Source organism: Micromonospora sp. NPDC023966, assembly GCF_040639095.1.
GTDB lineage: Bacteria > Actinomycetota > Actinomycetes > Mycobacteriales > Micromonosporaceae > Micromonospora.
This window is the reverse complement of record NZ_JBEZZJ010000051.1, coordinates 14,185-36,365: the sequence shown is the minus strand read 5'-3', so window position 1 is coordinate 36,365 and position 22,181 is coordinate 14,185. Positions and strand designations below refer to the sequence as shown.

The window sequence follows — 22,181 nt, the reverse complement described above, 5'->3', positions numbered from 1 at the left end:
TTTTTGTGCAGCTGTGCGTGGGGGCGTTGGGGGGGGGCCTGTCGTTGGGGGGGTGGGGTGAGCCCCCCCCCCCCCGGGGCGGGCGCGGGCCCCGGGGGCCCCCCCGCCGAGGGATGTCAGGCCGTCGCCCGCTTCGGGAGCTTCCACCCGGGGCGGGGGAAGTGGCAGGTGTAGCCGTTGGGGTAGGTCTGCAGGTAGTTCTGGTGCTCTGGCTCGGCCTCCCAGAAGTCGCCTGCCGGGGTGACCTCGGTGACGACCTTGCCGGGCCACAGGCCCGAGGCGTCGACGTCGGCGATCGTGTCCTCGGCGACCCGCTTCTGCTCGTCGCTGGTGTAGAAGATCGCCGAGCGGTAGCTGGTGCCGATGTCGTTGCCCTGGCGGTTCTTCGTCGAGGGGTCGTGGATCTGGAAGAAGAACTCGAGCAGCGCGCGGAAGTCGGTCTTCTCGGTGTCGTAGACGACCTCGATGGACTCCGCGTGGGTTCCGTGGTTGCGGTAGGTGGCGTTCGGGACGTCGCCGCCGCTGTAGCCGACGCGCGTGGACACGACGCCGGGCTGGCGGCGGAACAGCTCCTCCATCCCCCAGAAGCAGCCGCCGGCGAGGATCGCCTTTTCGGTGGTCACGTCGTCTCCTTACTTGTCGTCGGTGTCACTCGTGAACAGGGTGCGGTATTCGCCGTACCCTGCGTTCTCCAGGTCGTCGAGGTGGATGAACCTCAACGACGCGGAGTTGATGCAGTAGCGCAGTCCACCCTTGTCGGGGGGACCGTCGTTGAAGACGTGGCCGAGGTGGCTGTTCCCGTGCAGCGAGCGGGCCTCCGTCCGGATCATCCCGTGGCTGGAGTCTTCGCGCTCGACGACGTTCGTCTTGGCGATCGGCTTGGTGAAGCTCGGCCAGCCGGAGTTGCTGTCGTACTTGTCGACCGATGCGAACAGCGGCTCGCCGGACACGACGTCGACGTAGATGCCGGGCTCGTGGTTGTCCCAGTAGGCGTTGGCGAACGGGCGCTCGGTGCCGTCCTGCTGGGTCACGCGGTACTGCTCCGGGTCGAGCCTCGAAACGGCTTCCGGGTTCTTGTGGTACTGGGTGTGCTGCGGCACAGCTCTCCCTTCCCGCCTTTCGACGCGAAGCTGGGGAACCAGGTGACACGCACCTGGACGCGCAAATGTACAGACACCCTACGGGCCGGTTGTGTTCCCGCAGCCCCGCACCTTCATGGACCATCAAGTCCGAAACAGATGTCCGGACGTGGCTGGCTAGGTGCCGGTGTTACGGTGTATAACCTGGGCAAGTCGCTGCAACGGTAGCAGCCGCTTGGCCCTCAAGAGTGGACTTGACCGACCAGTTGCGCCGCGACTAGTTTCGGGGCGTCCGGCTGGGTGCCTCCGCTAGCGACGAACTGTCCGCGTGCCCACCGGCGCCGGGTTCTACGGACGTCGCGCCACTCCCGAGCAACCGGGTGTTGCCAACACAAATCGCGATTCGGCGGGAAAGAAGACACCGAAGCCTGGCGCCGCTCATGCTGGTAAATCGAAACTCGCACCTCGTGACCGTGCAAACGAGGACTGAACACAGGGAGACGCCGGATGAAGGCGATTGCGGTGACGGACGAGGCCGCGGGAACGGCCGGGATGACGCTGGTGGAGCGGCCTGAGCCGGAACCGGCGCTGAACGACGTCGTCGTTCAGGTTCATGCGTCGGGATTCGTCCCGACTGAGCTGGCGTGGCCCTCGACCTGGACCGATCGCCTCGGCCGTGACCGGACGCCGTCGATCCCGGGGCACGAGCTGGCCGGAGTGGTCACCGCTCTCGGGTATGGCACGACGGGACTGTCGGTGGGACAGCGGGTGTTCGGCCTCACGGACTGGAATCGCGACGGCACCCTGGCGGAGTATGTCGCCGTCGAGGCACGCAACCTCGCGCCGCTGCCCGGCGACGTCGACTTCACCGTGGGCGCGAGCCTGCCGATCTCGGGCCTGACGGCGTGGCAGGGACTGTTCGAGCACGGCCGCCTTCAGGCCGGGCAGAGCGTCCTCGTGCACGGCGCGGCCGGCGCAGTCGGGACGATGGTGACGCAGCTCGCACGCGAGGCCGGCGCCTACGTCATCGGCACCGGACGCACTGCCGACCGTCAGAAGGCGCTCGAGTTCGGCGCGCAGGAGTTCGTCGACCTCGCCAACGACGTCCTCGAAGACGTCGGCGGAGTCGATCTGGTTTTCGATGTCATCGGCGGCGACATCGGGAAGCGGTCCGCAAGCCTGATTCGACCCGGAGGAACGCTGGTGTCCGTCGTCGGGCCGCCGCAGGCGCGGCCCGCGGACGGCCTGGCGGTCGACTTCGTCGTCGTGTCCGATCGCGCTCAACTGGGTGAGGTCGTCCAGCGGGTCCGCGACGGACGCCTGCGGACGAACATCGGCAACGTCGCGACCCTCGACGACGCCGTCACCGCCCTCAATCCGACCGAGCGGATCACCGGGAAGACGATCATCCGCGTTCGCTCGTAAGGACTCGGCACACCCAAGCACGAGAACGACCCCCGCAGTAGCGAGAAGCACGTCGATGGTTGGGCCTTCATCTCGCGTCGACGACATGCGGCTGGGCGAGTACGACTACCGCCACGACCCGGGAGTGATCTGATGACCCTCAACGAGGGCACACCAATCGACGATCCCCACGCGCCCGCGTTCGACCTCCAAGTCGTCAACGACGAAACACTCGGCATCTACGACGCCATCGTCGGGGACCGAGTGGTGGCCGGGCTGACCTACAACGTCGCCGGAGACCACCGACTCGAGCTGCTGGCCACCTCGGTGCTCCCCGAGTTCCGCAAACAGGGCATCGCCACCGAGCTGATCCGACGCGTCCTGGACGACGTGCGCGTGCAAGGCAAGACGATCACCAACATGTGCGCGATCGTGCGCACCTTCATCAAGCACAACCCCGAGTACGCCGACCTCGTCGACCCCGAGCACCCGGGAGCAACCCAGGGTCACCCCCATCTGTCCTGAGCCCACCTATTAGCTCCCCTGAGAAGGTGTGACAATGACGATCAATCTCGAGGCCGAGGCGGCCACCCGGGAAGAGAACAACGCGGCGCTCATCGCTGCTCTGCACGAGACAAGTCTCAGCGATGTGGAATCCAGCTGGGAGCTCGATGTCATCAACGACGCGGAGCGCGGTCGCTGGATCGCCGCCCTCGGCGCCGAAGCGATCGCCGAGCTCCCATACCGGTTCGTGGGCGGCCGTGTCGTGCTGCTGTCGACCTGGGTCGACCCCGCCTACCGACACCATCGGGTGGCCACGGAGCTCGTCGCTCGCGTGCTGGACGAGATCCGCGAGAGCGGGAAGAAGATCACCATCATCTGCCCGGTCGTGGGTAAGTTCATCGCCCGCAACCCGCAATACCTCGACCTCATCGACAAGGTTCATCCCGGCGCCGGCGCCTATCCCCGGCACGAACCCGCCGAAGGCGGCCACGACGAGGAGCTCACCGCGTTCGAGAACGACATGAGTTGACATCCTCCACCGCGATGGACGGCGGGGATTCCCTCGGCGCTGCACGCGCAACGCGCAACGCCCGGGTGGGTTCCTGCTGCACCGCGGCCAGCGGGGGTGTCGGGCCGATGACCGGTGTAGGGCTTGCGCCCTGCTGCTCCGTTTCCGCTCTCCGGCGACCCCCGCTTTTGTAGGTTGGCGAGGAGAAACGTGCCTCCGCTCCCCGAGGGGCGTGCCAAAGGAGGCAGACGCGTGAGGCCCAGCCCGCTCCCCCGGATCCTTCGCCGGCGCGGCGGGCCTGACTATCCGACGTTCCTGGAGCTCTTCTTCGACCTGGTCTACATCTTCATGCTCTCCAGGCTCTCGGCGGGGCTCGCCGAGGACCTCACCGTCCGGCGCGCCGCCCAGACCGCCGTCCTGTTGATGGCCGCCTGGTGGGTCTGGGTACTGACCGCGTGGCTCACCGATCTGTTCAACCCGCGGCTGCCGATCATCCAGGCCACCGTCCTGGCGGTCATGTTCGGCACCCTGCTGATGGCGGTCGCGGTGCCGTATGCCTTCGCCGACTACGGCTGGCTGCTCGTCGCGGCGTACTTCGGCATCCATCTCGTCCGGGACGCCGTCCTCATCCCCAGTACCCGAGTGAATCGCCCGATCCAGGCCCGGAGCATCCGAGTGTTCTTCTGGTTCGGCGTCACGGCGCTGCCATGGGTGGCCGGGGTGTTCGTGCACGGAACGGCCCGGCTGCTGCTCTGGTCGGTCGCGGTGGCGCTCGACCTCGGGTCGGCCCGGTTGGGCTGGCCGACGCCGAAACTTGGTCGCACCGAACTGGCCAGTCAGATCTTCACCGGCGCCCACCTGTCCGAGCGGCATCGAGAAATCTTCATCATCTCCCTCGGCGAGCTGGTCCTCAGCGGCGGCATCGGGCTGGCCGGCAGCGACTTCCAGGCCGGCCGGGTGGCCACGAGTTTCGTCGGATTCGCCGGCGCTGTCGTGCTCTTTCAGCTCTACTTCCACCGGGTGCGGCAGCTGCTGGCACCGCCCGCCGTCACCATGGTGGAGCGGGTCCGGCCCGGCACCTCCACCTCGTACAGCCACCTGGTGATGGTGGCCGGGGTGCTGGTGCTGTCGACCAGCGTCTCGCTGGTCAACGATGAGCCGTTCGGTGCGGCACCGGCCGCCTGGATCGCCGCCATCCTCGGCGGGCCGGCGCTGTTCCTGCTCGGGAGCTGTCTGTTCGACGCCGTGGTCACCGGACGGGTCCTCTGGTCCCGGGCGCTGGGGATCGTGGTGCTGTGCGCCATCGGCCCCGCGATGGCGCTGCTTCCGCCGCTGGCCATCCTGGCCGTGGCGAATCTGATCCTGCTGCTCATCCTGGCCTGGGAGTCGCTGCCCGCACACGCGCGGCCCGTCCGGGTCACCGTGCCTACCGGGTGAGGGTCACCCGAGCGCCGGTGGCGTCGGCGCGCGGGCGTGCCGGTGGGTGCTCACCAGGTTCGCCGCAGCGACCAGGGCCAGGATGCTCATGGCAAGCAGCGCGACCACGACCGGCGGCAGCAGGCCCGCGGCCGGCGCCGCGCCGGCCAGCAGGACCAGCCCGGCCAGCCGCGACCGAGATATCCGACCGAACACCGTGTAGTCCAGCACCCCGCGGCCCACCAGGAACAGCGCCGGTCCGCCGAGGATGACCGCAGCCCACGAGGGCGGCGTCTCCCCGAAGGGACGCATCACGACGAGCTGACTCGTGACCGCCATACCGCCGATGCCCCCCACCATGATCAGATGAGTGACCGCGGCGGACTGCGTGAGCAGCGACGGGTTCGCCGATCGCGCGATGGCCTCGGTCAGCAGCTCGCCGGCCCGGTAGATGTAGATCCGCCAGGTCAGCACCACGATCGTGAACACCACCAGGAGCGCCCACGCCCGCTCAATGGTGTAGTCGCTCAGGCTGAAGGTCGTCCCGATGATAAAGATGGACGCGCCGAGCGCGATGATGACGAACTGCCGGTACCGCTCGGCCACCCGCTCGCCGACCAGCCGCCACTCCTGCGGCTGCGACCGCCCGAGCTTCGGCAGCGGCCAGCCGAGCGAGGCGGCGATGTACTCCATGGCGACAGTCGCCGCCCAGAGCAAGAGGCGGGTGGGGCCGCTGCCCAGCGCGCCGCCGATCCAGCCGACGGCGGCGATGGTGTACCAGAACAAGATCCGGCCGCTGCTGAGCGGCTCGTTCGCACTCGGCCGGAGCAGGAGGTAGTAGATGCTCGAACCGAGGTGGATCGCCAAGTAGGTGATCGCGAAGAGCAGGCCGCGCCCGTCGTACGCGTCGGGTGCCGCGGCCGCCAGCAGCAGGCTGCCGGCCGCCACCCCGATGAACTGCACCTGGACCGCGGGCCGCATCAGGTCCAGGGTGTCGGCGCCCCACGTGGTCACCGCCCAGACCAGGGTGAACGCGAGCAGCAGGACCAGCGTCCCCCCGACGCCGGTCCAGCTCACGTCAGCGGCGAGCATCCTGACCAGGGAGATCATCGCAAAGACGTACGCCAGGTCGAAGAAGAGTTCCAGGAACGCCGGGCGGCCGGGGTCCCGTGGCGTCGGAGCCGCCGCGTTGGCGCCGCCTTCCGTCACCATCGACGTCCTCCGGACCTCCGCACCGTCCTCGCCTGATGACACCCTACGGGCACCGGCCCGGCCGCAGGCTCGCCATCGGCGTCATAACCCACTACCGGAATGCGGGCCAGTGCTCCGCCCTTCAGGGCGGGGGCGAAGGCCCGCGCTGGGAGGGCCGTCAGGCCGAGTAGTGCCTTAAGTCGGATGTTTCTGCTGCTCGATGTACTGCTTTGCGACGCTCAGCGGTGCCCCTGCGACGGAGCCCGCGAAGCACGAGCCCGACCAGTGCTGGTTGGCCCGGTAGTAGTGGCGTACGAGGCCGGGGAACTCCTGCCGCAGGCGGCGCGACGGCACGTCCTTGAGGCTGTTGACCAGCCGGGCCACGGCCACTTTGGGCGGGTAGTTGATCAGCAGATGCACGTGGTTGTTCTCGCCGTTGAACTCGACCAGCTCGGCCTCGAAGTCGCGGCACACGTCTCGCATTATCTGTTCCATGCGGGACAGGTGCCGGTCGTCGAACACCTTGTGCCGGAACTTTCGTCACGAAGACCACGTGAACGTGCAAGGCAAAAAACGCAGTGTCTACCGGTGCGGATGCCTTAAGTTTTGCCATAAACCAATGCGGTACGGTGCTTTTCGTGCAGCTCCGCTACCAGTTCCGCGTCTATCCGACGCCAGGGCAGCAGATCGAGCTGGCTCGGGCGTTCGGGTGTGCGCGGGTGGTGTTCAACGACGGGCTGCGCGCACGGCAGGAAGCCCGCGAGGCCGGACTGCCGTACGTCTCTGACGGTGAGTTGTCCAAACGGGTCATCACGGAGGCGAAGAAGACCGAGGCCCGCGCCTGGCTGGGCGAGGTGTCGGCGGTCGTGCTGCAACAAGCCCTGGCGGACCTGAACACCGCGTACCGCAACTTCTTCGCCTCGGTCACGGGCAAGCGCAAGGGCCGCAAGGTCGCCCCGCCCCGGTTCCGGTCCCGCAAGGACAACCGGCAGAGCATCCGGTTTACCAAGAACAGCCGGTTCAAGGTCCTCGACAACGGACGGCTGCGACTGCCGAAAATCGGCGACCTCGCGGTCCGCTGGTCCCGGACACTGCCGTCGGACCCTTCGTCCGTGACAATCATCCGGGACCCGGCCGGGCGGTACTTCGCCTCGTTCGTCGTCACCCTCGGCGCGGACGAGACGTTGCCGCCGGTCGATGCCGAGGTCGGCATCGACCTGGGCCTGACGCATTTCGCGGTGCTCTCGGACGGCACGAAGGTGGCCGCGCCGAAGTTCCTGCGCCGCGCCGCCCGCAAGCTCAAGCGGTTGCAGCAGGCCCTCTCGCGCAAGCAGAAGGACTCGAACAGGCGCAAGAGGGCCGTCGTGAAGGTCGCGCGGGCGCACGCCCGGGTGGCCGACACCCGGCGGGACTGGCAGCACAAGCTCTCGACGCAGATCATCCGCGACAACCAAGCGGTGTACGTCGAGGACCTGTGCGTCGTCGGTCTCGGCCGGACCCGGCTCGCCAAATCGGTGTACGACGCCGGTTGGGCGTCATTCACCGGCATGCTGGAGTACAAGGCCGCCCGATACGGGCGTACCTTCGGCCGGTTGGACCGGTTCTTCCCGTCCACCCGCATGTGCTCGGCGTGTGGCCGGATCAACGAGAAGATGGCGCTCAACGTCCGATCGTGGGACTGCCCGTGCGGAGCAGCCCACGACCGGGACGTCAACGCCGCCAGGAACATCAGGGCCGCTGGACAGGCGGACCTCAACGCCCGTGGAGCGCACGTAAGACCGGCACCCGTGCCGGCAGCGCGCAGGGAAGCGGGAACCCACCCGCACGCCGCGTGTCCCACGCGCAGCGTGGAGGGAATCTCCGTCCTTAGGGCAGAGAGGATGTCAACGCGCGATCTTTCGGTCGTACCGGCCCGGTGCGTGATGGCTGCCGCCCTCGGCGCCGCGCGGCGTCGGCGGTGATGACAGCGCTGAGATCAGCTGCCCGCTCCTGCGCCACGCAATGACCACCACGGTCCTGACCTGGCGCACAGCCGGGGAGAGCCTTCGAGGCCGAAGGAGAAGCCGGGAACGCTGAAGGCCCAGAGCAGACATGCCGCAGCAAGCGATACCACGGCGTGCAGGGCCCACCATGTGCTGACTACCATCGGAACACGCTGTCCAGCATCGTCCGATCATGATGCGCCACGATGCGCAGGGCAACGCCCTGACCCTAGCCAGCTGACCCCCGCACGCACTCAGATGACAGCGCGAAGGTGGATCGTCATGGCAGAGACCCGGCAGATCCTGTTCGTTCAAGGCGGCGGCGCGGGCGCGCACGACGAATGGGACGACAAGCTGTCCGACAGCCTGAGGCGGGAACTCGGGGACGGGTACGAGGTCCGCTACCCGCGCATGCCGAACGAGGACGACCCGAGCTACGCCAGGTGGAGCGCGGCCATCCGGCATGAGGTGGCCGCCCTGGACGACGGGGGCGGTCGTTGTCGGCCATCCGGTGGGCGCGACGATCCTCGTCAACGCGCTCACCGAGCGGCCACCGGAGCCGGAGCTCAGGGCGATCGTACTGGTCGCCGCTCCGTTCGTCGGTGCCGGCGGCTGGCCCGGCGACGAGTTCGAGCTGCCGCACGACCTCGGCGCGAGGCTGCCACAAGGCGTGCCGGTGCACGTGTTTCATGGGCTCCGGGACGAGACTCCCCCACCGTCGCGTGCCGACCTGTACGCCCGCGCCATCCGGCAGGCACAGCTGCACCTGCTGCCCAGACGCGATCACCAGCTGAACAACGACCTGAGCGAGGTGGCGAAGGCGATCAGTCCTGACGACCTCAGATCCGTCACCCAGGAATAGCCTCGGCTGGCCCCGGTCAGCCGGACACCGGATCGCTGGTGGGGGCGTCCCGGATGGCGAGTGCGGCCTGGACGAGCGCGGCGTGGGTCAGCGTCTGGGGGTAGTTGCCGAGGTGGGCGCCGGTCGCGGGGTCCATCTCCTCGGCGTAGAGGCCGAGTGGGCTGGCGTACTCGAGCATGGTCTGGAACAGCTCGACGGCCTCGAGGCGGCGCCCGCTGCGGGCGAGGGCCTGGACGAGCCAGAACGAGCAGGGCAGGAACGCGCCTTCGGTGCCGGGGAGACCGTCACGTCCCGGCGAGTAGCGGTAGAGCAGCGGACCGCCGGCGGAGAGCCGGTCCCGGATGGCGTCGATGGTGCCCTGCACCCGGGGCGATTCGATGCTGTCCATGTCCAGCAGCGGCAGGACGAGCATGGCCGCGTCGAGGTCCTGGGAGCCGTAGTTGCGGACGTAGCAGCCCGACGTGGGGTCGAAGCCCTGCCGCAGGACCTCGGCGGCGATCTTGTCTCGCGTTGTCGTCCAGCTTCGGCGTTGGCGGTCCGACAGTGGGTGGGTGTCGGCGATGCGTAGGGCGCGGTCCAGGGCCAGCCAGCCCATGACTTTGGAATGGACGTGTTGGGCGGGCTCGCGGACCTCCCAGATGCCGGCGTCGGGCTCCTGCCAGCAACGGGCGACCACATCGGCGAAGCCGCGTACCGCCCGCCACGTCTCGCTGTAGAGGAGCTGTCCGGCCTGCGCGAACGCCCAGGCGGCGTCGATCACCCAGCCGTAGACGTCGAGCTGGTGCTGATTGGCGGCGCCGTTGCCGATCCGTACCGGGACGCTGCCGAGGTAGCCGGGCCAGCCGGGCAGTTCCCATTCCGCCGGCACGCGGCGGCCGTGCAGGGTGAGCAGTGCCGGCAGGCGTGGCCGTTGCAGCCGGCTGGCGTGCAGCAGCCAGGCGAGGAAACCGTGGGCCTCCTCGGGCTTGCCGACGGCGAGGAAGGCGCTGACGCCGATGCTGGCGTCACGGGGCCAGACGTAGCGGTAGTCCCAGTTCCGTATCCCGCCGGGATCCTCGGGTAACGACGTCGTGGGTGCGGCCACCGGAGCTTGCGAAGGCGAGTAGGTCAGCAGCCGCAGGGTCAGCAGGCTCCGTACGACGTGCTCGCGGAAGGGCAGCGACTCGTCGATCTCGGCGGCCCAGTCCCGCCATCGGTTCTCGTCCTCGCTGAGCAGATCCCAGGCCGCCGCCGGGTCGACGTGGATCAGGGGCTCGCGGTGGGCCACGGCCAGCACGAGGGTGACCGGTCGGCCGGGGCTGACCGTGATCGAGGTGGGCCGCCCGGGTTCGATGGCGAGTTCGGGCGTGCTGCCCAACGAGACCGCGAGCGAACCCCAGTCACACACCAGGGCCTTGCGCCGGTGGTGGACTCGGGGCCGGCGGTGGCGTACGCCGAGGCGAGGGTCGAACTCCACGACGGCGTCGACCGCCGCCTCCTCGGCCGACAGCCGCCGCACGATCATTGTCGCCGGCAGCAGGCGGCCGCTGACCTCGGCCACCATGCCCTCGGTGAGGGTGAGGCGGCCGCCGCCCACCGCCCAGGTCGTCTCCAGGGTGGCGGTCTCCTGCCGGTACCGCCGTTCGACAACCGGGCCGGGCCGGACCGGCCCGACCCGGAACGTCCCCGCGTCCGCGCCCCCGACCAGCCGGCCGAACAGGGGCTCGGCGTCGAAGCGGGGCACGCAGAGCCAGTCGATCGCGCCGTCGCTGGCGACGAGGGCAGCGGTGCGGGTGTCACTGATCAGCCCGTAGTCGCTGATCGGAGCCGGGGGCCGAAGAGCAGCCGCGTCCGTCATGGAGCTTGCTCCCTCACGAGTCGCGCGGGCCCGGTCAATCGGCTTGGAGGAGTAGTCCGAGGACGATTCCGTAGATGACGTGGATGACAGCCGCGACCGTGGGGGTCTGGATGCCGTAGTTGACGGCGAACAGGCCGGGCGGCTCCAACACGGCCGTGCTGGTCAGGCCCGCCCGCTGGGAGGCCATCCGCGGGTGGACACCCGGAAGCAGCGGCAGGATCACCGTCAGCGCGATACCGACGTGCAGCGTCGCGAGCAGCGCCCCGATCCACCAGGTGGCCCGGTGCAGCAGGGCGAACGTGGCCGCGTAACCGAGGGCGAAGCCCTGACCGGCGCCGAGGTGCATGAAGAAGCCGACGACCCGGGCCCGGTCGGGATCCTCGGTGACCAGGGTCCCGAGTACCAGGGGAAGGTCGAGACGAGTGAGGCCGGCCAGTTGAGCAGTGATCAACGCCGCGGTGAGCGCCGCGGTGGCGACCAACCCGAACAGACCCCATCCCGCCCAGTCCATTTCAGCAATGGCCGGCGGCGCGCTTGTTCCGGGTCTGCACGGCGAGCATTCCGGCGCGGGCAGATGTTCGCTCTGTCATGGGTCCATCCTTCAGCTGGAAAACATGAAGGCCCTACGGCTCCGATCGGGGCATACACCTCGCACCGGCATGGCAACCACCGCCGCCCCGGGCTTCACCATAAGCCACCCGCCCGGGCACGTTGGCCTGCTTGATGAGGTACGACCAGCGCCAGGCGCACCGGTTCTTCGACGTGGAAGCCGAGCCGGATTCGCCATTCCGCCGGTTGACAACCTCGGCGTTCCTGGCCACTGTACGGAATTGGTCATCCTCTATGTCACCCGTGAGGTGGGCGATGGTCCGATCAAGCCCACACGCGCATCGAAACGCCCGCGCTCGATGCTCGCCTCGCTGTTCGCGGTCGCGTTGCCGTCTTGGCGATAGACCGGGACCCTTCTACTACTCGCGGCTGTCCGCACCGGCGTACTGTCGGTGACGGTTGCGGGAGACCTACGACCGTGGCGGGTGGGTTTCGGCGTAGTAGGAGTTGACCGCCGGCTGGCCGGTGTAGTTGGGTCCAGCGCGGTCGTCGGCGCCGAGGTAGGTGTATGGCAGTGACACGACGCCGGGCCCGTTCCGGCCGATTCGGCGGTGGCGGGTGTCGATGGCGAAGCCTGCCTCGCGGAGTGCGCTGGCGAGTTTCCGGCCGGCGGGCCGGCCATCGGCGAGGCGGATGCTGTCCAGGTCGAGATCGGCGCTGAACCGTCCGTCGTCGGTGAGCCAGCTGGCGACGTTGGTCAGCACCGCTAGCTTGTCGCCGAGGTAGTGCAGTCCGTGGACGCAGGTGATGAGGTCGAACCGACGCGGTGGCGACCAGGACGTGATGGAGGCACAGGTCAGCTGCAGTGCCCCGCCCGGGGCAGGGGTGGGGTCGAAGAAGTCGACGAGATCCACGCCGACGATCGTCACGAGATGATCGAGGCGGTCCCGGGCGAGTGTGTCCGCGGCCTGCAGGAGGCAGCGGCCCGTCCCGCAACACAGGTCCAGCCAGCCGATCGTCGTCTGTGGGGACTGCCCGATCCGAGCCGTGACCCAGTCGAGTGGGTTGAACCCAAGTTCCCGCGTGTAGCTGTTCACGCCGGCGAGTTGGCGTTCCCGGTTCATCGCCGAGTTGGCCACCACCGCGGACGACTCCAGGGCCTCGTCATCGAGCAGGCGATCCGGCATGCTGAGCACCCTGCCAGAGCCCCATCCGCTGTGGCCGACCAGGTGTTGGACAGCGTCGTCTCCTTCGAAGGCGTGTCATCCAACCGCCAACTGATCGAGCCGCTGACCCGGCGGCAAAACGGGTCGCGAAACCTCGGTCATCGGCCGTAGCATCGGCGGGCCGGGGCGGCTCCCAGGTGCGCTTCCTTCTACTTTCTTCGACTGAATGCAGCGTGCCGACTCTCCGCCCCGGCATCTGTCTGCCGTAGCGGCGCCGACCGCCGGCGCACCAGGCCGGAGGAGGACGCCGCTGATGGACGCGCTCGCGACGATCCTGCTGCGCCGGGCCGGCGCGGTGGCGCTGCCTGCGCCGGCCGCCGCCCCGCCCGCCGACGGCGACGCCTGGGTGGCCAACCTCGAGGCCGACCTGGCCGCCACGGCTGGCTGCTCGACGCGGCGATCCGGCGGCGGTTCGCCCTGCTGGACCCGGTGATCCGGATGCGTTGGGCCGACTTCGTCTGCGCGGTCACCGCCGAACTGGTCGGCGCCGACCGGGATCACGTGCCGCTGTTCCGCCGCTTCCCGGACACCCCGGCCGCCGCGGACCGGCTCTACGTCGAGCGGCTCATCGTGCATCTGCTGCAGACCGAGGCGGCACCGTGCATCCTGTGCGGGGCCGAGGGCTGGGTCCACGCGCTGGACCCCTGTGGGCACCTGGTCTGCGCGGACTGCTTCGACGCCGACGCGTACACCGCCTGCCCGATCTGCGGGCGGCGGCTGACCGCCGGCAACCCCTACCTGCCGCTCGTGGCCGAGGCGGCACCGCCGGCGTCGTCCACGGCACAGCCGGTGCGGCTGCGCCGGCTCATCCTTGACCACTCTCCCACCAGCACCGCCGTGCGGCTGCGGGACGACCTGGTGGGGCGGCCCACGGCGCTCGGCGAGGCCGACCTGGCCGACCTGCGGACACTCGTCGCCGCGACCGCGCCGGACCGCCTCGACTGGCTGCCGGCGGTGGTGCCCGCCCGGGAGACCCTGGCAGTGGTGGTCGCGGAGGCGCTGCACCGCACGGCACTCACCGCCGCCCATGAGCGGGTGCTCGCCGAGACCGCCGCCCGCTGGGGCACGGCCACCGACGTGGCCCGCGCCCTGTGGGTGTCTCGGGCGGGGATCCCGGCCTTGTCCTGCCGCGGCGGCGCGGCGACAACTCGCCGTCGGAGGCGTACCGGCCGGTCGACGAGCCGGTTGTGGCCGTCGGCGCGCCGCGGGTGCGGGCGCTGCCCCGGCCGCTGCGCCGCGCGGTGCTCGCCTTCGTCGGGTCCCTCGATCCGGTCACGGCGGCCGAGGACATGGCACGCCACCCCACCGTCTGGAAGCGGCTCGCCGAGCGGCTGCATCCCTTCGAGCGGGTCACCGCGTACCCGGACGCGGCGGTCGCGTTCGCCGCGCTGCGCGGCACCCGCGCCCCGGCCGGCGGCGCGCTGGGCACCGCGATGATCGCCGCCAATGAGCGCGCGCCCGAGCGGCTGATCCTGTCCTGGCACGCCGACGGCACGGTGTCGGTACGGGCTCACACCTTCGCCGCGCTGGTCGAGCGGGCGGTGGCCGAAGGGGACGCGGCCGACGCCGCCGCCCTGCTCGTCCAGCGGCCCGGCGACCTGTGGCGGCGGCTCGACCACCTGCTCCGCCTGGCCGGCGACGACCCGGACGCGCAACGCGTCGTGCTGGACGCCGCGCGGCAGGTCGCCCCCCGGGTGTCGCCGACCGTCCTCGCCGACGCGGCCGCCGCGCTGACCGGCCGCGACGCCACGGTCGCCGTCGTGGAGGCGGTGGAGGTGGCCGCCGACGCGTCGGTGGCGGAGGTTGCGCAGGCTGTCGGAGCCGGGCACGTCGGCACCTTCGGGCCCGCGCTGGGGCGCGCGCTGGGGCTGCGGACACGGCGGCCGGCCACGCCCGCGCCAGTCCGGGTCGCGGAGCGGCGTACGCCGCCGGAGCGGGGCACGCCGCGGCGCACGTTCTTCCCCAAGGGTGACGTGGTGCGGGCGTGGAGCGCGCCGGAGCAGCGACGTCAGCTGCCCGCCGACGCGATCGCCGAGATCCGGGCGGGCGTCGACGCCGAACTGGTCGACCGGGCCGGCGGGCTGGATCGGTTCGACGTGGCCGTGCTCGACGCCGTGCTGAGCCGGGTGCCCGCCCCGCGACGCGAACGCGCGGGCTCCGCGCAGCTGACCGGTTGGCCGCGGGGCAGCGTCCGCCACCTACCCGACCTGGACGTGCTACGACTCTTCCTGCACTGGACCGACGGCGAGAAGTTCCGGGTCGACCTGGACCTGTCCTGCGCGTTCTACGACCAGGAGTGGATGCCACAGGGCCACTGTGATTACACCCGACTGCGGTTCAAGGGCCGCGCCGCGGTGCACTCCGGTGACCTGACGTCGGCACCGCCGCCGCTGGGCGCCACCGAGTTCCTCGACCTCGACCGGGCCGCGCTGCTGTCGGCGGGGGTGGAGTGGGCCGTGCCCGTGGTGTTCAGCTACAACGACGTTCCGTTCGAGGCGCTGGACGCTGCGTTCGCCGGCTTCTCCCTGCCAGAGCGAGGTGGCCGGCAGTTCGACCCGGTCCGGGTCGTGCAGCGGTTCAACCTGCGCGGCGACGCCCGGTCGCTCGCGCCGCTGGTGCTCAACGTGCGCACCGGCGAGGTGATGTGGATCGACGCGAGCCTGTCGACCGCCGGGTACGGGCACAACGTCGGCGGGTACGGCGCGCGGCTCGGCCGGCTCGCCGCCGACCTGTGGGAACACTTCCGTGCCGGCACCCGCCCGACCCTGCTGGACCTCGCCGCCTGGCACGCCTCGGCGCGGGCCGAGCGGATCGTCGTCGCGCACGCGGACGGCACCACCACGCAGGTGCCGGTCGGCGGCGCCGAGACCGTGGCCGCGGTCCGTGCGGCAGCGAGCCGCGACACCGGGGACGGCACGTCGCCGCGGCCCCAGGCCGCGAAGGCGTTCGTCGCGACGGTGGATCAGGACCGGCTGACGGGGCTCTTCGACGGCGAGGTGGCTGACGGCTCGGTCGCCCTACTGCTCGACGGGCCGGCCGGGGCGCCGTGGACGCCGGTGTCCGCCGCGGACCTGGCCGCCGGGCTGGTGCCGCGGTAGCCGTACTTTGGGGCGGTGGCTACCTTCGCGAGAATGCCGATCACGGCCCGTACGGTGCGGCTGCTCATGCCGGTGGCCGCGCTGCTGTTCCTGGGCCTCGCACTGCTGATCCGTGTGGTTGACGACGGAGCGCTGCGGCAGTACTCCGGCACCGCGCTGTACGCGTCGATGGTCTGGGCCGGGGTGCTGTTCCTGCGGCCCCGGATGACGCCGGTGCCGGCCGGGACGGTCGCCACCCTGTTCTGCTGGGTGGTGGAGTGCGCGCAGCTGACTGGGGTGCCGGCCGAACTGTCGGCTCGGAGCCTGGCGGCGAGGCTGGCGCTGGGTGTGCAGTTCGACCCCGTCGACCTGGCCTGGTACCCGGCCGGTGTGGCTCCCCTGGTGGTGCTGCACCACCTGGTGCGCGCTCGGGCCCGCCCGACGCCGCAACCGCCGCGCGACGTCGTCCCCCCACCAGCGGCCCGCCCCGTTGACACCCGCCCTTAGCTGCCATCGGGGCTGCTGACTACTTCGCGGGCGAGGCGTTGTTGAACGCCTTGCGCAGGTCGCGCGGCTACCTGCGATGGCGGCGGGCCCGGTGGGCTGTAGGCCTTTCAAGTTGGCGCGGGCCGGGTTGGGGCTGGCTCTCGCGGTAGCGATGTGGGCGTTGCCGTTTGACCTTGTCGGTGAGGTCGTCGATGTGGTGGGGCGGCCAAGCGCCGTCCGCCGCGCTATTCGGGGCACTCCCGACCTGGCTCAAACTGATGCGCACCTTGGGTGATCGCGGCGACGGCGATAAGGAGAGGGCGGGATACCCTGCCTGCGGTGCCTCGAGGCGCGTGACCGGAGGAGTCGATGCTGGGATGACGGCAGGGCGACCGATGCCCACGCAGGACGACGTGCTCGGGTACTTCAACACGCTGTCGAACTGGGGGCGGTGGGGCGACGACGACGAGCTCGGGACTTTGAACCACATCACCGACGACGTCCGGCTGGCGGCGGCGCGGGCCGTGCGCCACGGCAGGAGCGTGTCGTGCGCATGGGAGGTTGCCGTACCGGATGACATGGAGCGGTCGACGACGACGTGCCCGTGCGCCGCCGACATGCCGGGTGCCGAGAACATGCCGCCCGGCTTCCACGCCGACCGGCGCTGGGGCTTTTCCTCCGAGCGGCTCGGCATCACGTTCCACGGCAACACCCTCACCCACGTCGACTCGCCGTGCCACATCTTCTGGGACGGCATCATGTACAACGGGCGGTCGCACTCGTTGGTCGACGCCGCAACGGGATCGGCGTGGGCGGCCGTCACGGCGGCGGCGAACGGGATCATCACGCGTGGTGTCCTGCTGGACATTGCGAGGGTCCGCGATGTGCCGTGGTTGGAACCGGGGCAGGGTGTGTTTCCCGCCGATCTCGAGGAGGCCGAGCGTCGCCAGGGTGTGCGGGTGCGACCCGGCGATGCGGTACTCCTGCGGACCGGCTATGGCCGCGTCCGGCGCGAGGCCGGTGAGGCCAGCGGTTTCACGCAGGCCGGCTGGCACGCGTCCTGCCTGCCGTGGCTGCATGAACGGCAGGTCGCGCTGATCGGCGCTGACACCCCCCAGGACGTTCAGCCGTCGGGGTACGAAGACGTGTTGATGCCGGTTCACGCCGTGAGCCTCGTCGCGATGGGCCTGTGGATGCTCGACAACTGCGACCTGGAGGTGTGCGCGACGACGGCTGCCGAGCTCGGCCAGTGGGACTTCCACCTCACAGTCGCACCGGTCCGCTTCGCCGGCACGTCCGGCAGCCCGGTCAACCCGATCGCCACATTCTGACCGCGGTTCACGAGGGGGTGCGACGCCACGAAGGACCCGGCCCGCACCTGGAACACGGGCGTGGTCGGTGAGGACACGCCGTGCTGGTCGGGCCCGACTTGGCTCAAATTAGTACGTGATTACAGCCTACGATTCCACCAGCTGCGGTGAAGACGCGCCTGCGCCTTCAGCCGCCGATGCTCCGCGTGCTGCATGATCACGAGCGCCGGCACGAGGCCGAGCATGAGCGCGGGCAGCCCGGCAGGCGCAGCCCGGTTCTCGCGGAGGATCGCGAGCAGGCAGGTGAGGCCGGAGAAATAGATGATGGGGTTGTAGTACCGCATCAGGTCAGGCCCGAGCCCTTCGCAGTCCTGCAGCCAGGGCACGCCGAATCGGGTCCGGCTCGGCCATCCGGCGAGGTGGGCGATCACCGCGGCCAGGCCGAAGCCGTTCGCTGCGGCCAGCAGTCGATCCGCGGAGGGCGACGTACTGCCCGCGGTGCGCCAGACGCCGGTGGTGCACAATCCCCAGACCGTGGCCGCGCGGTACGGCCCGATCACCGAGGCCAGCGGCATACCGACACCGGCGGCCAACTCGAAGAACACGTGCGCGGCCAAGCCGCCGACCGCCGACCGGGTCAGCGGTCGACGAGGGGCCGTGGCCGTGGCGAACCGGTGCCGGAACGCCGATCCCCGGGATGTCCCAGCCACCGTCGGCCTCCTTCGGGTAGGTGAGGGCCAGACATCGTCCGGCGTTGCCGGGCGCGCGGTCGGCTAGCTCCAGCCCACAATCTCGCCACTGCGCTGTCTCTGGGCATCATCCGGCCAGCGCCGCGAATGGTCCGGACGCCAGGAACATGTTTCGTATGGACCATCGGAAATGGAGACGGGCTGCGCTAGACCACACGGGAGCGGACGTACGGCGACGTTCACACCAGTGAATATCTCGGCGTCTGGACGATCTCCTGGATGGCCGACGGACATGACACCGGCTACCACGACCACCACGTCTCACGTGGCGCCGTCTTCGTGGTCGAGGGGATGTTCAGGCACGAACGCCGGCGGCTGGAGGGTTCAGTCCGGCAGCAGTCGCCGGAGCACTCCCTTGCCGGTGGCTCCGATCCGGTACGACTGGACGAGGTACGAGCCGCAGGCGATGTTCGCCCCGGCGAGCACGGGCACCAGGTACTGGGTCAGCCGTTGCCGTCGCTGCCAGACGGCGATCTCGGACGGAGTCTGCGGCGTCGACAGCGTCGCGTCTCGTACCTCGACCTTGTCACCGCGTTGATGCGCCTCCTCGGCGAGCCGCCCGATCTTGCTTCCGCAGTACGCGGCGTAGGCGGTGGTTGCGGCGCCGGCGAGCGCCAGCCCGGCCTTGAGGGCGCCTACCGTCCCGAACCCCTTCTGCAACGCCATGCGTCGCCCACCCACGCGGGCCAGTTGGGCGCCGGCGAGCAGGGTGGCGCCAATGCCGAGCCACTGCACGGGTCCGAACCGACTCCACGCCGATTCGGCGACCCGGATGCGGTCGATGCCGTCCTGCAGATCGCTGCCCGCTTTGTTCACCCCGGCGACGCCCATCACGGTGCCGCCGAACCAGAGGGCAGACCCGATGTCGTGCACCGCCTGGGCGACGGCGTGGTTGTCGGTGGCGGTCATCTGCATTTCGGACTCCTCAGCGGGAAGCTTCGTCCGTGTCCCACCATTGTTTGCTTCAGTCCGATTGAAGCATCTTCTCCGCCCGGCGCTGGCCACTTCACGGACAGCCACTCACATCCAGCACGCCCTTCATGATCGTCGCGTCGCCGTGCGCGGTCGTCCTGGCCACGATGCCGCCGCTGCTGTCCGCGATCGCCTTGGCCGGCCGCCACGGCGTCCTGGTTAAATCCGCCGTGGTCATGGAGCACCTGGCCGACATCGAGCTGGTGGCGTTCGACAAGACCGGCACCCTCACACAAACCCTCGACAACCCGGGACGTTGTTCCCTTCCGCCGCTTGTCTGCGTTGACGCCGCCTCCATTTGCCGGTCGGGCGGGGGCCCTGTCGAGGAACCCTGTAGCGAACTACGGTATAAGCGGGAATCTGTAGCGGCTGCTACGCAGGGGGTTGTGTTGGTAGGCAGGACATGAATCAGGGCGACGACCTGTTCGTACTGGACGCGGTCACGCTCCGCAGGAACGACACGGCGATCTTCCAGGACCTGTCCGTACGAATTCGCGGACAACGGTGTACCGCGGTCGTCGGGCCGAGCGGAGCAGGCAAGACGACTCTCCTGCGCATGCTGACTCGACTGGAGGAACCCGACTCCGGCACCATCAGTTTCCGCGGCGTACCGGCACGAGAGCTGGACGTGCTGTCGTTGCGGCGACGCGTACAGCTGGTAGCGCAGCGTCCTGTCGTACTCACGGCGACCGTGTTCGACGAGCTACGCCTGGGCGCGCCAGGTTTGTCCGGGTCGACCGCCGAACGGTTGCTGGAGCGGGTCGCCCTACCACCCGAGGTCTTTCTCCACCGGAGCACCGGCGGTCTGTCCGGCGGAGAGGCGCAGCGCCTCTGCCTGGCCCGCGCGCTCGCGCTGGAGCCGGAGGTCCTTCTCCTCGACGAGCCGACCTCCGCGCTGGATGCCACCGCAACCGCCAGCGTGATGCAGACCGTGCGCGAGTTCGTCGCCTCAGGTCACGCCGCCGTGCTGGTCAGCCACGACCAAGCCGTGATCGATACCCTGGCGGACGCCCAGGTTCCGCTACGGCGACCCGGGCTGGCCGGCGTACCGGCCAGCCGCGCCGACGCGGTTGGCGGAGCGGCGTGACGGACACCTCGGTACCCAGCTGGGGCGCGGTGGTCGGATCGCTGGTTCTGGTGGCACTCGTCGTCGTTGTCGCCGAGCGGCACAAGCTGCGGATGTCCCGGGAAGTCATCGTTGCCTCGGTACGCGCCGGCGTGCAGCTCGTCGCCGTCGGCGCGATTCTGCTCTTCGTCTTCGCCCGCACCGGGCTGCCCGGGGCCGTGGTATGGATCGCGTTCATGATGGTGCTCGGTGGCCAGGTCGCGGGCCGCAGGGGTCGCGGTCTGCCGCTGTCCCGCTGGTACGCCACCGTCGCCATCGCCGCCGGCAGCAGCATCACCCTTGGCGCCCTCGTCGCGCTACGCGCCATCCCCCCGCAGACGCACGTACTCATACCCGTCGGGGGCATGGTTGTCGCCGGCGCCATGCAGGCAACCGGCGTGGCGTTGCGCCGGCTCGTCGAGGAAGCCGAGACTGCCCGGCCCGCGATCGAAGCGCGTCTGTCCTTGGGGCAATCCGCACGCCAGGCGTTCCACCCCCACCTGCGATCGTCGGTTCGCACCGCGCTGCTGCCCACTATCGACGCGACCAAGGTCGTGGGGTTGATCAGCCTGCCGGGCGCCATGACCGGGCTGATTCTCGCCGGCGTCAACCCGCTGACCGCGATCCGCTACCAGATCATCGTCATGTACATGATCCTCACCGCCACCGCGCTCTCGGCCCTCGCGGTGACCAGACTCGCCGAACGCGCACTCTTCGACCGGGCTCACCGCCTGGTGCCCCTCCCGGCTGCCCCCGTCCGACGACGGCTCAGTTCCTACCTACGACTCCGGTAAAGCCGCGACGGTCCGATCGCCTGGCCTTCGACGAAGGGACTGGGACTGTCCAAGCAAGGGTGTAATCGGTCTGGCCTGACGGTGATGCCGCGCCTGGAGGGCTTGGCGAAAGGACAGACAATCACCGAGATCATCGAGTCGGTGCCGGACTCGGTGGACATCCAACTGCTGGCGCAGTAGGCGCTGCCGCCTTGATCGCCTCGGTCTGTCCAGGTATCGATCGGCCAACCACCCGTCCCGACCCGGAGTCGGTGACAAGGCCTGCAGCTGAGTCACCTGTTCGGCGGGCAGTTCGGGCAGGTAGCGCACGACGATATCCGTCTCCGGGGACGCTGCGATCCCGGGGCCGTGACGATTCCCGTGACATCCGATACGCCAACAGGACCCACTGGCTCGGCTGCCGCTCCCTCACCCGGTCCACGCGATAATGTAACCGCGGTTACGGCCCGGATGTCATCGGCGGTTCTCATGCTGGGCTGGTCGACGATCCTCTACGGCGCTGTTTCTGTCCGCCGTGGCCGCGGCTGTGTTGGCCACGCTGCCTCGACCGCCAGTGCTGCCGCAACCGCGACTGCTGCCCTGGCTTCTCGCATCCCGGCTCTGGACCAGGCCCCAGAACGCACCGCCCGCCCAGGCCGCACCCCGGCCAGACCTGATCGTCGCCATCGGAGCTACTGGGCCGCCGGAGATAACCGCAAGCCGCCCCGACCACTGCGACGACGCGTACCGGGCTCGGAAAGACTGCTCGACCACCAGGAACGGCAGCGCAAGTAACGTGCGCGACTGGCGGAAGTGTGGCAGGACCTCGGCCCGGTCTTCCCTCCGAGGTCGGCACCCCGAAGGAGCCGCGCAACCTGAACCGTCACTTCGCGGCGCTTCGGCACGCGGCCGGCTGCCCGGACGTCCGGCTGCACGACCTACGGCACACGGTCGTGTCCCTGCTGATCAGCTGGGCGTCCCGCCGCACGTCGTCCAGGCCATCGCCCGGCACGCCGACGTGAAGATCACTCTCAAGATCTACTCGCACGCCAACCTTGATGTCATGCGGCAGGCGCTCGGGAAGCTCGACGGACAACTCTCGTAAACCGCTATTGCCGTCACCGCCCCGGGAAATGATCTCATTGGGGCGG

At 69.7% G+C, this 22,181-nt stretch carries 21 protein-coding genes and 2 pseudogenes; 13 read left to right on the top strand and 10 right to left on the bottom strand.

Features of this window, described 5'->3' with window-relative positions; translation table 11 throughout:
- Nucleotides 1-116: 116 nt before the first annotated feature.
- Both msrA and msrB read right to left on the bottom strand, forming a co-directional pair.
- The gene (gene msrA, locus AB0F68_RS33460; RefSeq protein WP_091343884.1) at nt 117-623 is read right to left on the bottom strand and encodes a peptide-methionine (S)-S-oxide reductase MsrA; all 507 of its coding nucleotides are present in this window, start codon (nt 621-623) and stop codon (nt 117-119) included.
- A gap of 9 nt (nt 624-632) precedes the next feature.
- The gene (gene msrB / locus AB0F68_RS33455) at nt 633-1,100 is read right to left on the bottom strand and encodes a peptide-methionine (R)-S-oxide reductase MsrB (protein ID WP_357345579.1); all 468 of its coding nucleotides are present in this window, start codon (nt 1,098-1,100) and stop codon (nt 633-635) included.
- A gap of 486 nt (nt 1,101-1,586) precedes the next feature.
- On the opposite strand from msrB, the gene AB0F68_RS33450 reads away from it, so the two are divergent.
- The 4 genes from AB0F68_RS33450 to AB0F68_RS33435 all read left to right on the top strand — a co-directional run bounded on the left by AB0F68_RS33450 (nt 1,587) and on the right by AB0F68_RS33435 (nt 4,932).
- A complete protein-coding gene (locus AB0F68_RS33450; protein ID WP_357345577.1) occupies nt 1,587-2,504 on the top strand; it encodes an NADP-dependent oxidoreductase in 918 nt (305 codons plus the stop codon).
- Between the two features lie 132 nt (nt 2,505-2,636).
- A complete protein-coding gene (locus AB0F68_RS33445) occupies nt 2,637-3,008 on the top strand; it encodes a GNAT family N-acetyltransferase (protein ID WP_357345575.1) in 372 nt (123 codons plus the stop codon).
- 34 nt (nt 3,009-3,042) lie between these two features.
- Nucleotides 3,043-3,516, top strand: coding sequence for a GNAT family N-acetyltransferase (locus AB0F68_RS33440; RefSeq protein ID WP_357345573.1), 474 nt, complete (start codon nt 3,043-3,045; stop codon nt 3,514-3,516).
- Between the two features lie 231 nt (nt 3,517-3,747).
- Complete coding sequence (locus tag AB0F68_RS33435; protein ID WP_357345571.1) at nt 3,748-4,932, top strand: low temperature requirement protein A; 1,185 nt, start codon at nt 3,748-3,750, stop codon at nt 4,930-4,932.
- 3 nt (nt 4,933-4,935) lie between these two features.
- On the opposite strand, the gene AB0F68_RS33430 is transcribed toward AB0F68_RS33435, so the two are convergent.
- Both AB0F68_RS33430 and tnpA read right to left on the bottom strand, forming a co-directional pair.
- The gene (locus tag AB0F68_RS33430; RefSeq protein ID WP_357345569.1) at nt 4,936-6,123 is read right to left on the bottom strand and encodes a low temperature requirement protein A; all 1,188 of its coding nucleotides are present in this window, start codon (nt 6,121-6,123) and stop codon (nt 4,936-4,938) included.
- 174 nt (nt 6,124-6,297) lie between these two features.
- Nucleotides 6,298-6,698 (bottom strand): annotated as a pseudogene (gene tnpA / locus AB0F68_RS33425) (IS200/IS605 family transposase).
- Between tnpA and AB0F68_RS33420 the strand changes: the two are divergent.
- Entirely contained in the window at nt 6,681-8,063 is a 1,383-nt protein-coding gene (locus AB0F68_RS33420) for a transposase (RefSeq protein ID WP_357345583.1), read from the top strand. The pseudogene tnpA and the gene AB0F68_RS33420 overlap by 18 nt on opposite strands.
- Nucleotides 8,064-8,595: 532 nt before the next feature.
- A complete protein-coding gene (locus AB0F68_RS33415; RefSeq protein ID WP_357345567.1) occupies nt 8,596-8,946 on the top strand; it encodes a hypothetical protein in 351 nt (116 codons plus the stop codon).
- 16 nt (nt 8,947-8,962) lie between these two features.
- On the opposite strand, the gene AB0F68_RS33410 is transcribed toward AB0F68_RS33415, so the two are convergent.
- From AB0F68_RS33410 to AB0F68_RS33400, 3 genes are all read right to left on the bottom strand, one after another.
- The gene (locus AB0F68_RS33410; protein WP_357345565.1) at nt 8,963-10,783 is read right to left on the bottom strand and encodes a glycoside hydrolase family 15 protein; all 1,821 of its coding nucleotides are present in this window, start codon (nt 10,781-10,783) and stop codon (nt 8,963-8,965) included.
- Between the two features lie 34 nt (nt 10,784-10,817).
- On the bottom strand, nt 10,818-11,294 hold the full coding sequence (locus AB0F68_RS33405; RefSeq protein ID WP_357345563.1) for a hypothetical protein: 477 nt from the start codon (nt 11,292-11,294) through the stop codon (nt 10,818-10,820).
- Nucleotides 11,295-11,802: 508 nt separating this feature from the next.
- Nucleotides 11,803-12,519: a methyltransferase domain-containing protein gene (locus tag AB0F68_RS33400; RefSeq protein ID WP_357345561.1), complete on the bottom strand. Its 717-nt coding sequence runs from the start codon at nt 12,517-12,519 to the stop codon at nt 11,803-11,805.
- A 292-nt stretch (nt 12,520-12,811) separates the two neighbouring features.
- On the opposite strand from AB0F68_RS33400, the gene AB0F68_RS33395 reads away from it, so the two are divergent.
- From AB0F68_RS33395 to AB0F68_RS33375, 5 genes and pseudogenes are all read left to right on the top strand, one after another.
- Nucleotides 12,812-12,991 carry a hypothetical protein gene (locus AB0F68_RS33395; protein ID WP_357345559.1) on the top strand — a complete coding sequence of 60 codons (180 nt, stop codon included), beginning with the start codon at nt 12,812-12,814 and terminating at the stop codon, nt 12,989-12,991.
- Between the two features lie 5 nt (nt 12,992-12,996).
- Nucleotides 12,997-13,284, top strand: a pseudogene (locus AB0F68_RS33390) (RING finger family 4 domain-containing protein); the annotation flags it as partial.
- 365 nt (nt 13,285-13,649) lie between these two features.
- Nucleotides 13,650-15,656 carry an MXAN_6230/SCO0854 family RING domain-containing protein gene (locus AB0F68_RS33385; RefSeq protein WP_357345558.1) on the top strand — a complete coding sequence of 669 codons (2,007 nt, stop codon included), beginning with the start codon at nt 13,650-13,652 and terminating at the stop codon, nt 15,654-15,656.
- 33 nt (nt 15,657-15,689) lie between these two features.
- Nucleotides 15,690-16,142, top strand: coding sequence for a DUF2809 domain-containing protein (locus AB0F68_RS33380; RefSeq protein WP_357345556.1), 453 nt, complete (start codon nt 15,690-15,692; stop codon nt 16,140-16,142).
- A gap of 374 nt (nt 16,143-16,516) precedes the next feature.
- Entirely contained in the window at nt 16,517-17,452 is a 936-nt protein-coding gene (locus AB0F68_RS33375) for a cyclase family protein (protein WP_357345554.1), read from the top strand.
- A 119-nt stretch (nt 17,453-17,571) separates the two neighbouring features.
- On the opposite strand, the gene AB0F68_RS33370 is transcribed toward AB0F68_RS33375, so the two are convergent.
- From AB0F68_RS33370 to AB0F68_RS33360, 3 genes are all read right to left on the bottom strand, one after another.
- A complete protein-coding gene (locus tag AB0F68_RS33370) occupies nt 17,572-18,048 on the bottom strand; it encodes a hypothetical protein (protein WP_357345552.1) in 477 nt (158 codons plus the stop codon).
- 456 nt (nt 18,049-18,504) lie between these two features.
- The gene (locus AB0F68_RS33365) at nt 18,505-19,095 is read right to left on the bottom strand and encodes a hypothetical protein (protein WP_357345550.1); all 591 of its coding nucleotides are present in this window, start codon (nt 19,093-19,095) and stop codon (nt 18,505-18,507) included.
- 91 nt (nt 19,096-19,186) lie between these two features.
- The gene (locus AB0F68_RS33360; protein WP_357345548.1) at nt 19,187-19,330 is read right to left on the bottom strand and encodes a hypothetical protein; all 144 of its coding nucleotides are present in this window, start codon (nt 19,328-19,330) and stop codon (nt 19,187-19,189) included.
- Nucleotides 19,331-19,555: 225 nt separating this feature from the next.
- Here AB0F68_RS33360 and AB0F68_RS33355 point away from each other — a divergent pair, with 225 nt between their 5' ends.
- Both AB0F68_RS33355 and fetB read left to right on the top strand, forming a co-directional pair.
- On the top strand, nt 19,556-20,239 hold the full coding sequence (locus tag AB0F68_RS33355) for an ATP-binding cassette domain-containing protein (protein ID WP_357345546.1): 684 nt from the start codon (nt 19,556-19,558) through the stop codon (nt 20,237-20,239).
- On the top strand, nt 20,236-21,051 hold the full coding sequence (fetB, locus tag AB0F68_RS33350) for an iron export ABC transporter permease subunit FetB (protein WP_357345544.1): 816 nt from the start codon (nt 20,236-20,238) through the stop codon (nt 21,049-21,051). Before AB0F68_RS33355 ends, fetB begins: the two co-directional genes overlap by 4 nt.
- Nucleotides 21,052-22,181: the final 1,130 nt, after the last annotated feature.

Excerpts from the sequence above, each read along its gene's own strand:
- AB0F68_RS33355 (WP_357345546.1), top strand. The coding sequence starts at position 19,556 with ATGAATCAGGGCGACGACCTGTTCGTACTGGACGCGGTCACGCTCCGC.
- AB0F68_RS33360 (WP_357345548.1), bottom strand. The coding sequence starts at position 19,330 with ATGACCACGGCGGATTTAACCAGGACGCCGTGGCGGCCGGCCAAGGCG.
- AB0F68_RS33380 (WP_357345556.1), top strand. The coding sequence starts at position 15,690 with ATGCCGATCACGGCCCGTACGGTGCGGCTGCTCATGCCGGTGGCCGCG.
- AB0F68_RS33410 (WP_357345565.1), bottom strand. The coding sequence starts at position 10,783 with ATGACGGACGCGGCTGCTCTTCGGCCCCCGGCTCCGATCAGCGACTAC.
- AB0F68_RS33400 (WP_357345561.1), bottom strand. The coding sequence starts at position 12,519 with ATGCCGGATCGCCTGCTCGATGACGAGGCCCTGGAGTCGTCCGCGGTG.
- AB0F68_RS33445 (WP_357345575.1), top strand. The coding sequence starts at position 2,637 with ATGACCCTCAACGAGGGCACACCAATCGACGATCCCCACGCGCCCGCG.
- AB0F68_RS33365 (WP_357345550.1), bottom strand. The coding sequence starts at position 19,095 with ATGCAGATGACCGCCACCGACAACCACGCCGTCGCCCAGGCGGTGCAC.
- AB0F68_RS33375 (WP_357345554.1), top strand. The coding sequence starts at position 16,517 with ATGCCCACGCAGGACGACGTGCTCGGGTACTTCAACACGCTGTCGAAC.
- AB0F68_RS33430 (WP_357345569.1), bottom strand. The coding sequence starts at position 6,123 with ATGGTGACGGAAGGCGGCGCCAACGCGGCGGCTCCGACGCCACGGGAC.
- AB0F68_RS33405 (WP_357345563.1), bottom strand. The coding sequence starts at position 11,294 with ATGGACTGGGCGGGATGGGGTCTGTTCGGGTTGGTCGCCACCGCGGCG.
- AB0F68_RS33450 (WP_357345577.1), top strand. The coding sequence starts at position 1,587 with ATGAAGGCGATTGCGGTGACGGACGAGGCCGCGGGAACGGCCGGGATG.
- AB0F68_RS33395 (WP_357345559.1), top strand. The coding sequence starts at position 12,812 with ATGGACGCGCTCGCGACGATCCTGCTGCGCCGGGCCGGCGCGGTGGCG.
- AB0F68_RS33440 (WP_357345573.1), top strand. The coding sequence starts at position 3,043 with ATGACGATCAATCTCGAGGCCGAGGCGGCCACCCGGGAAGAGAACAAC.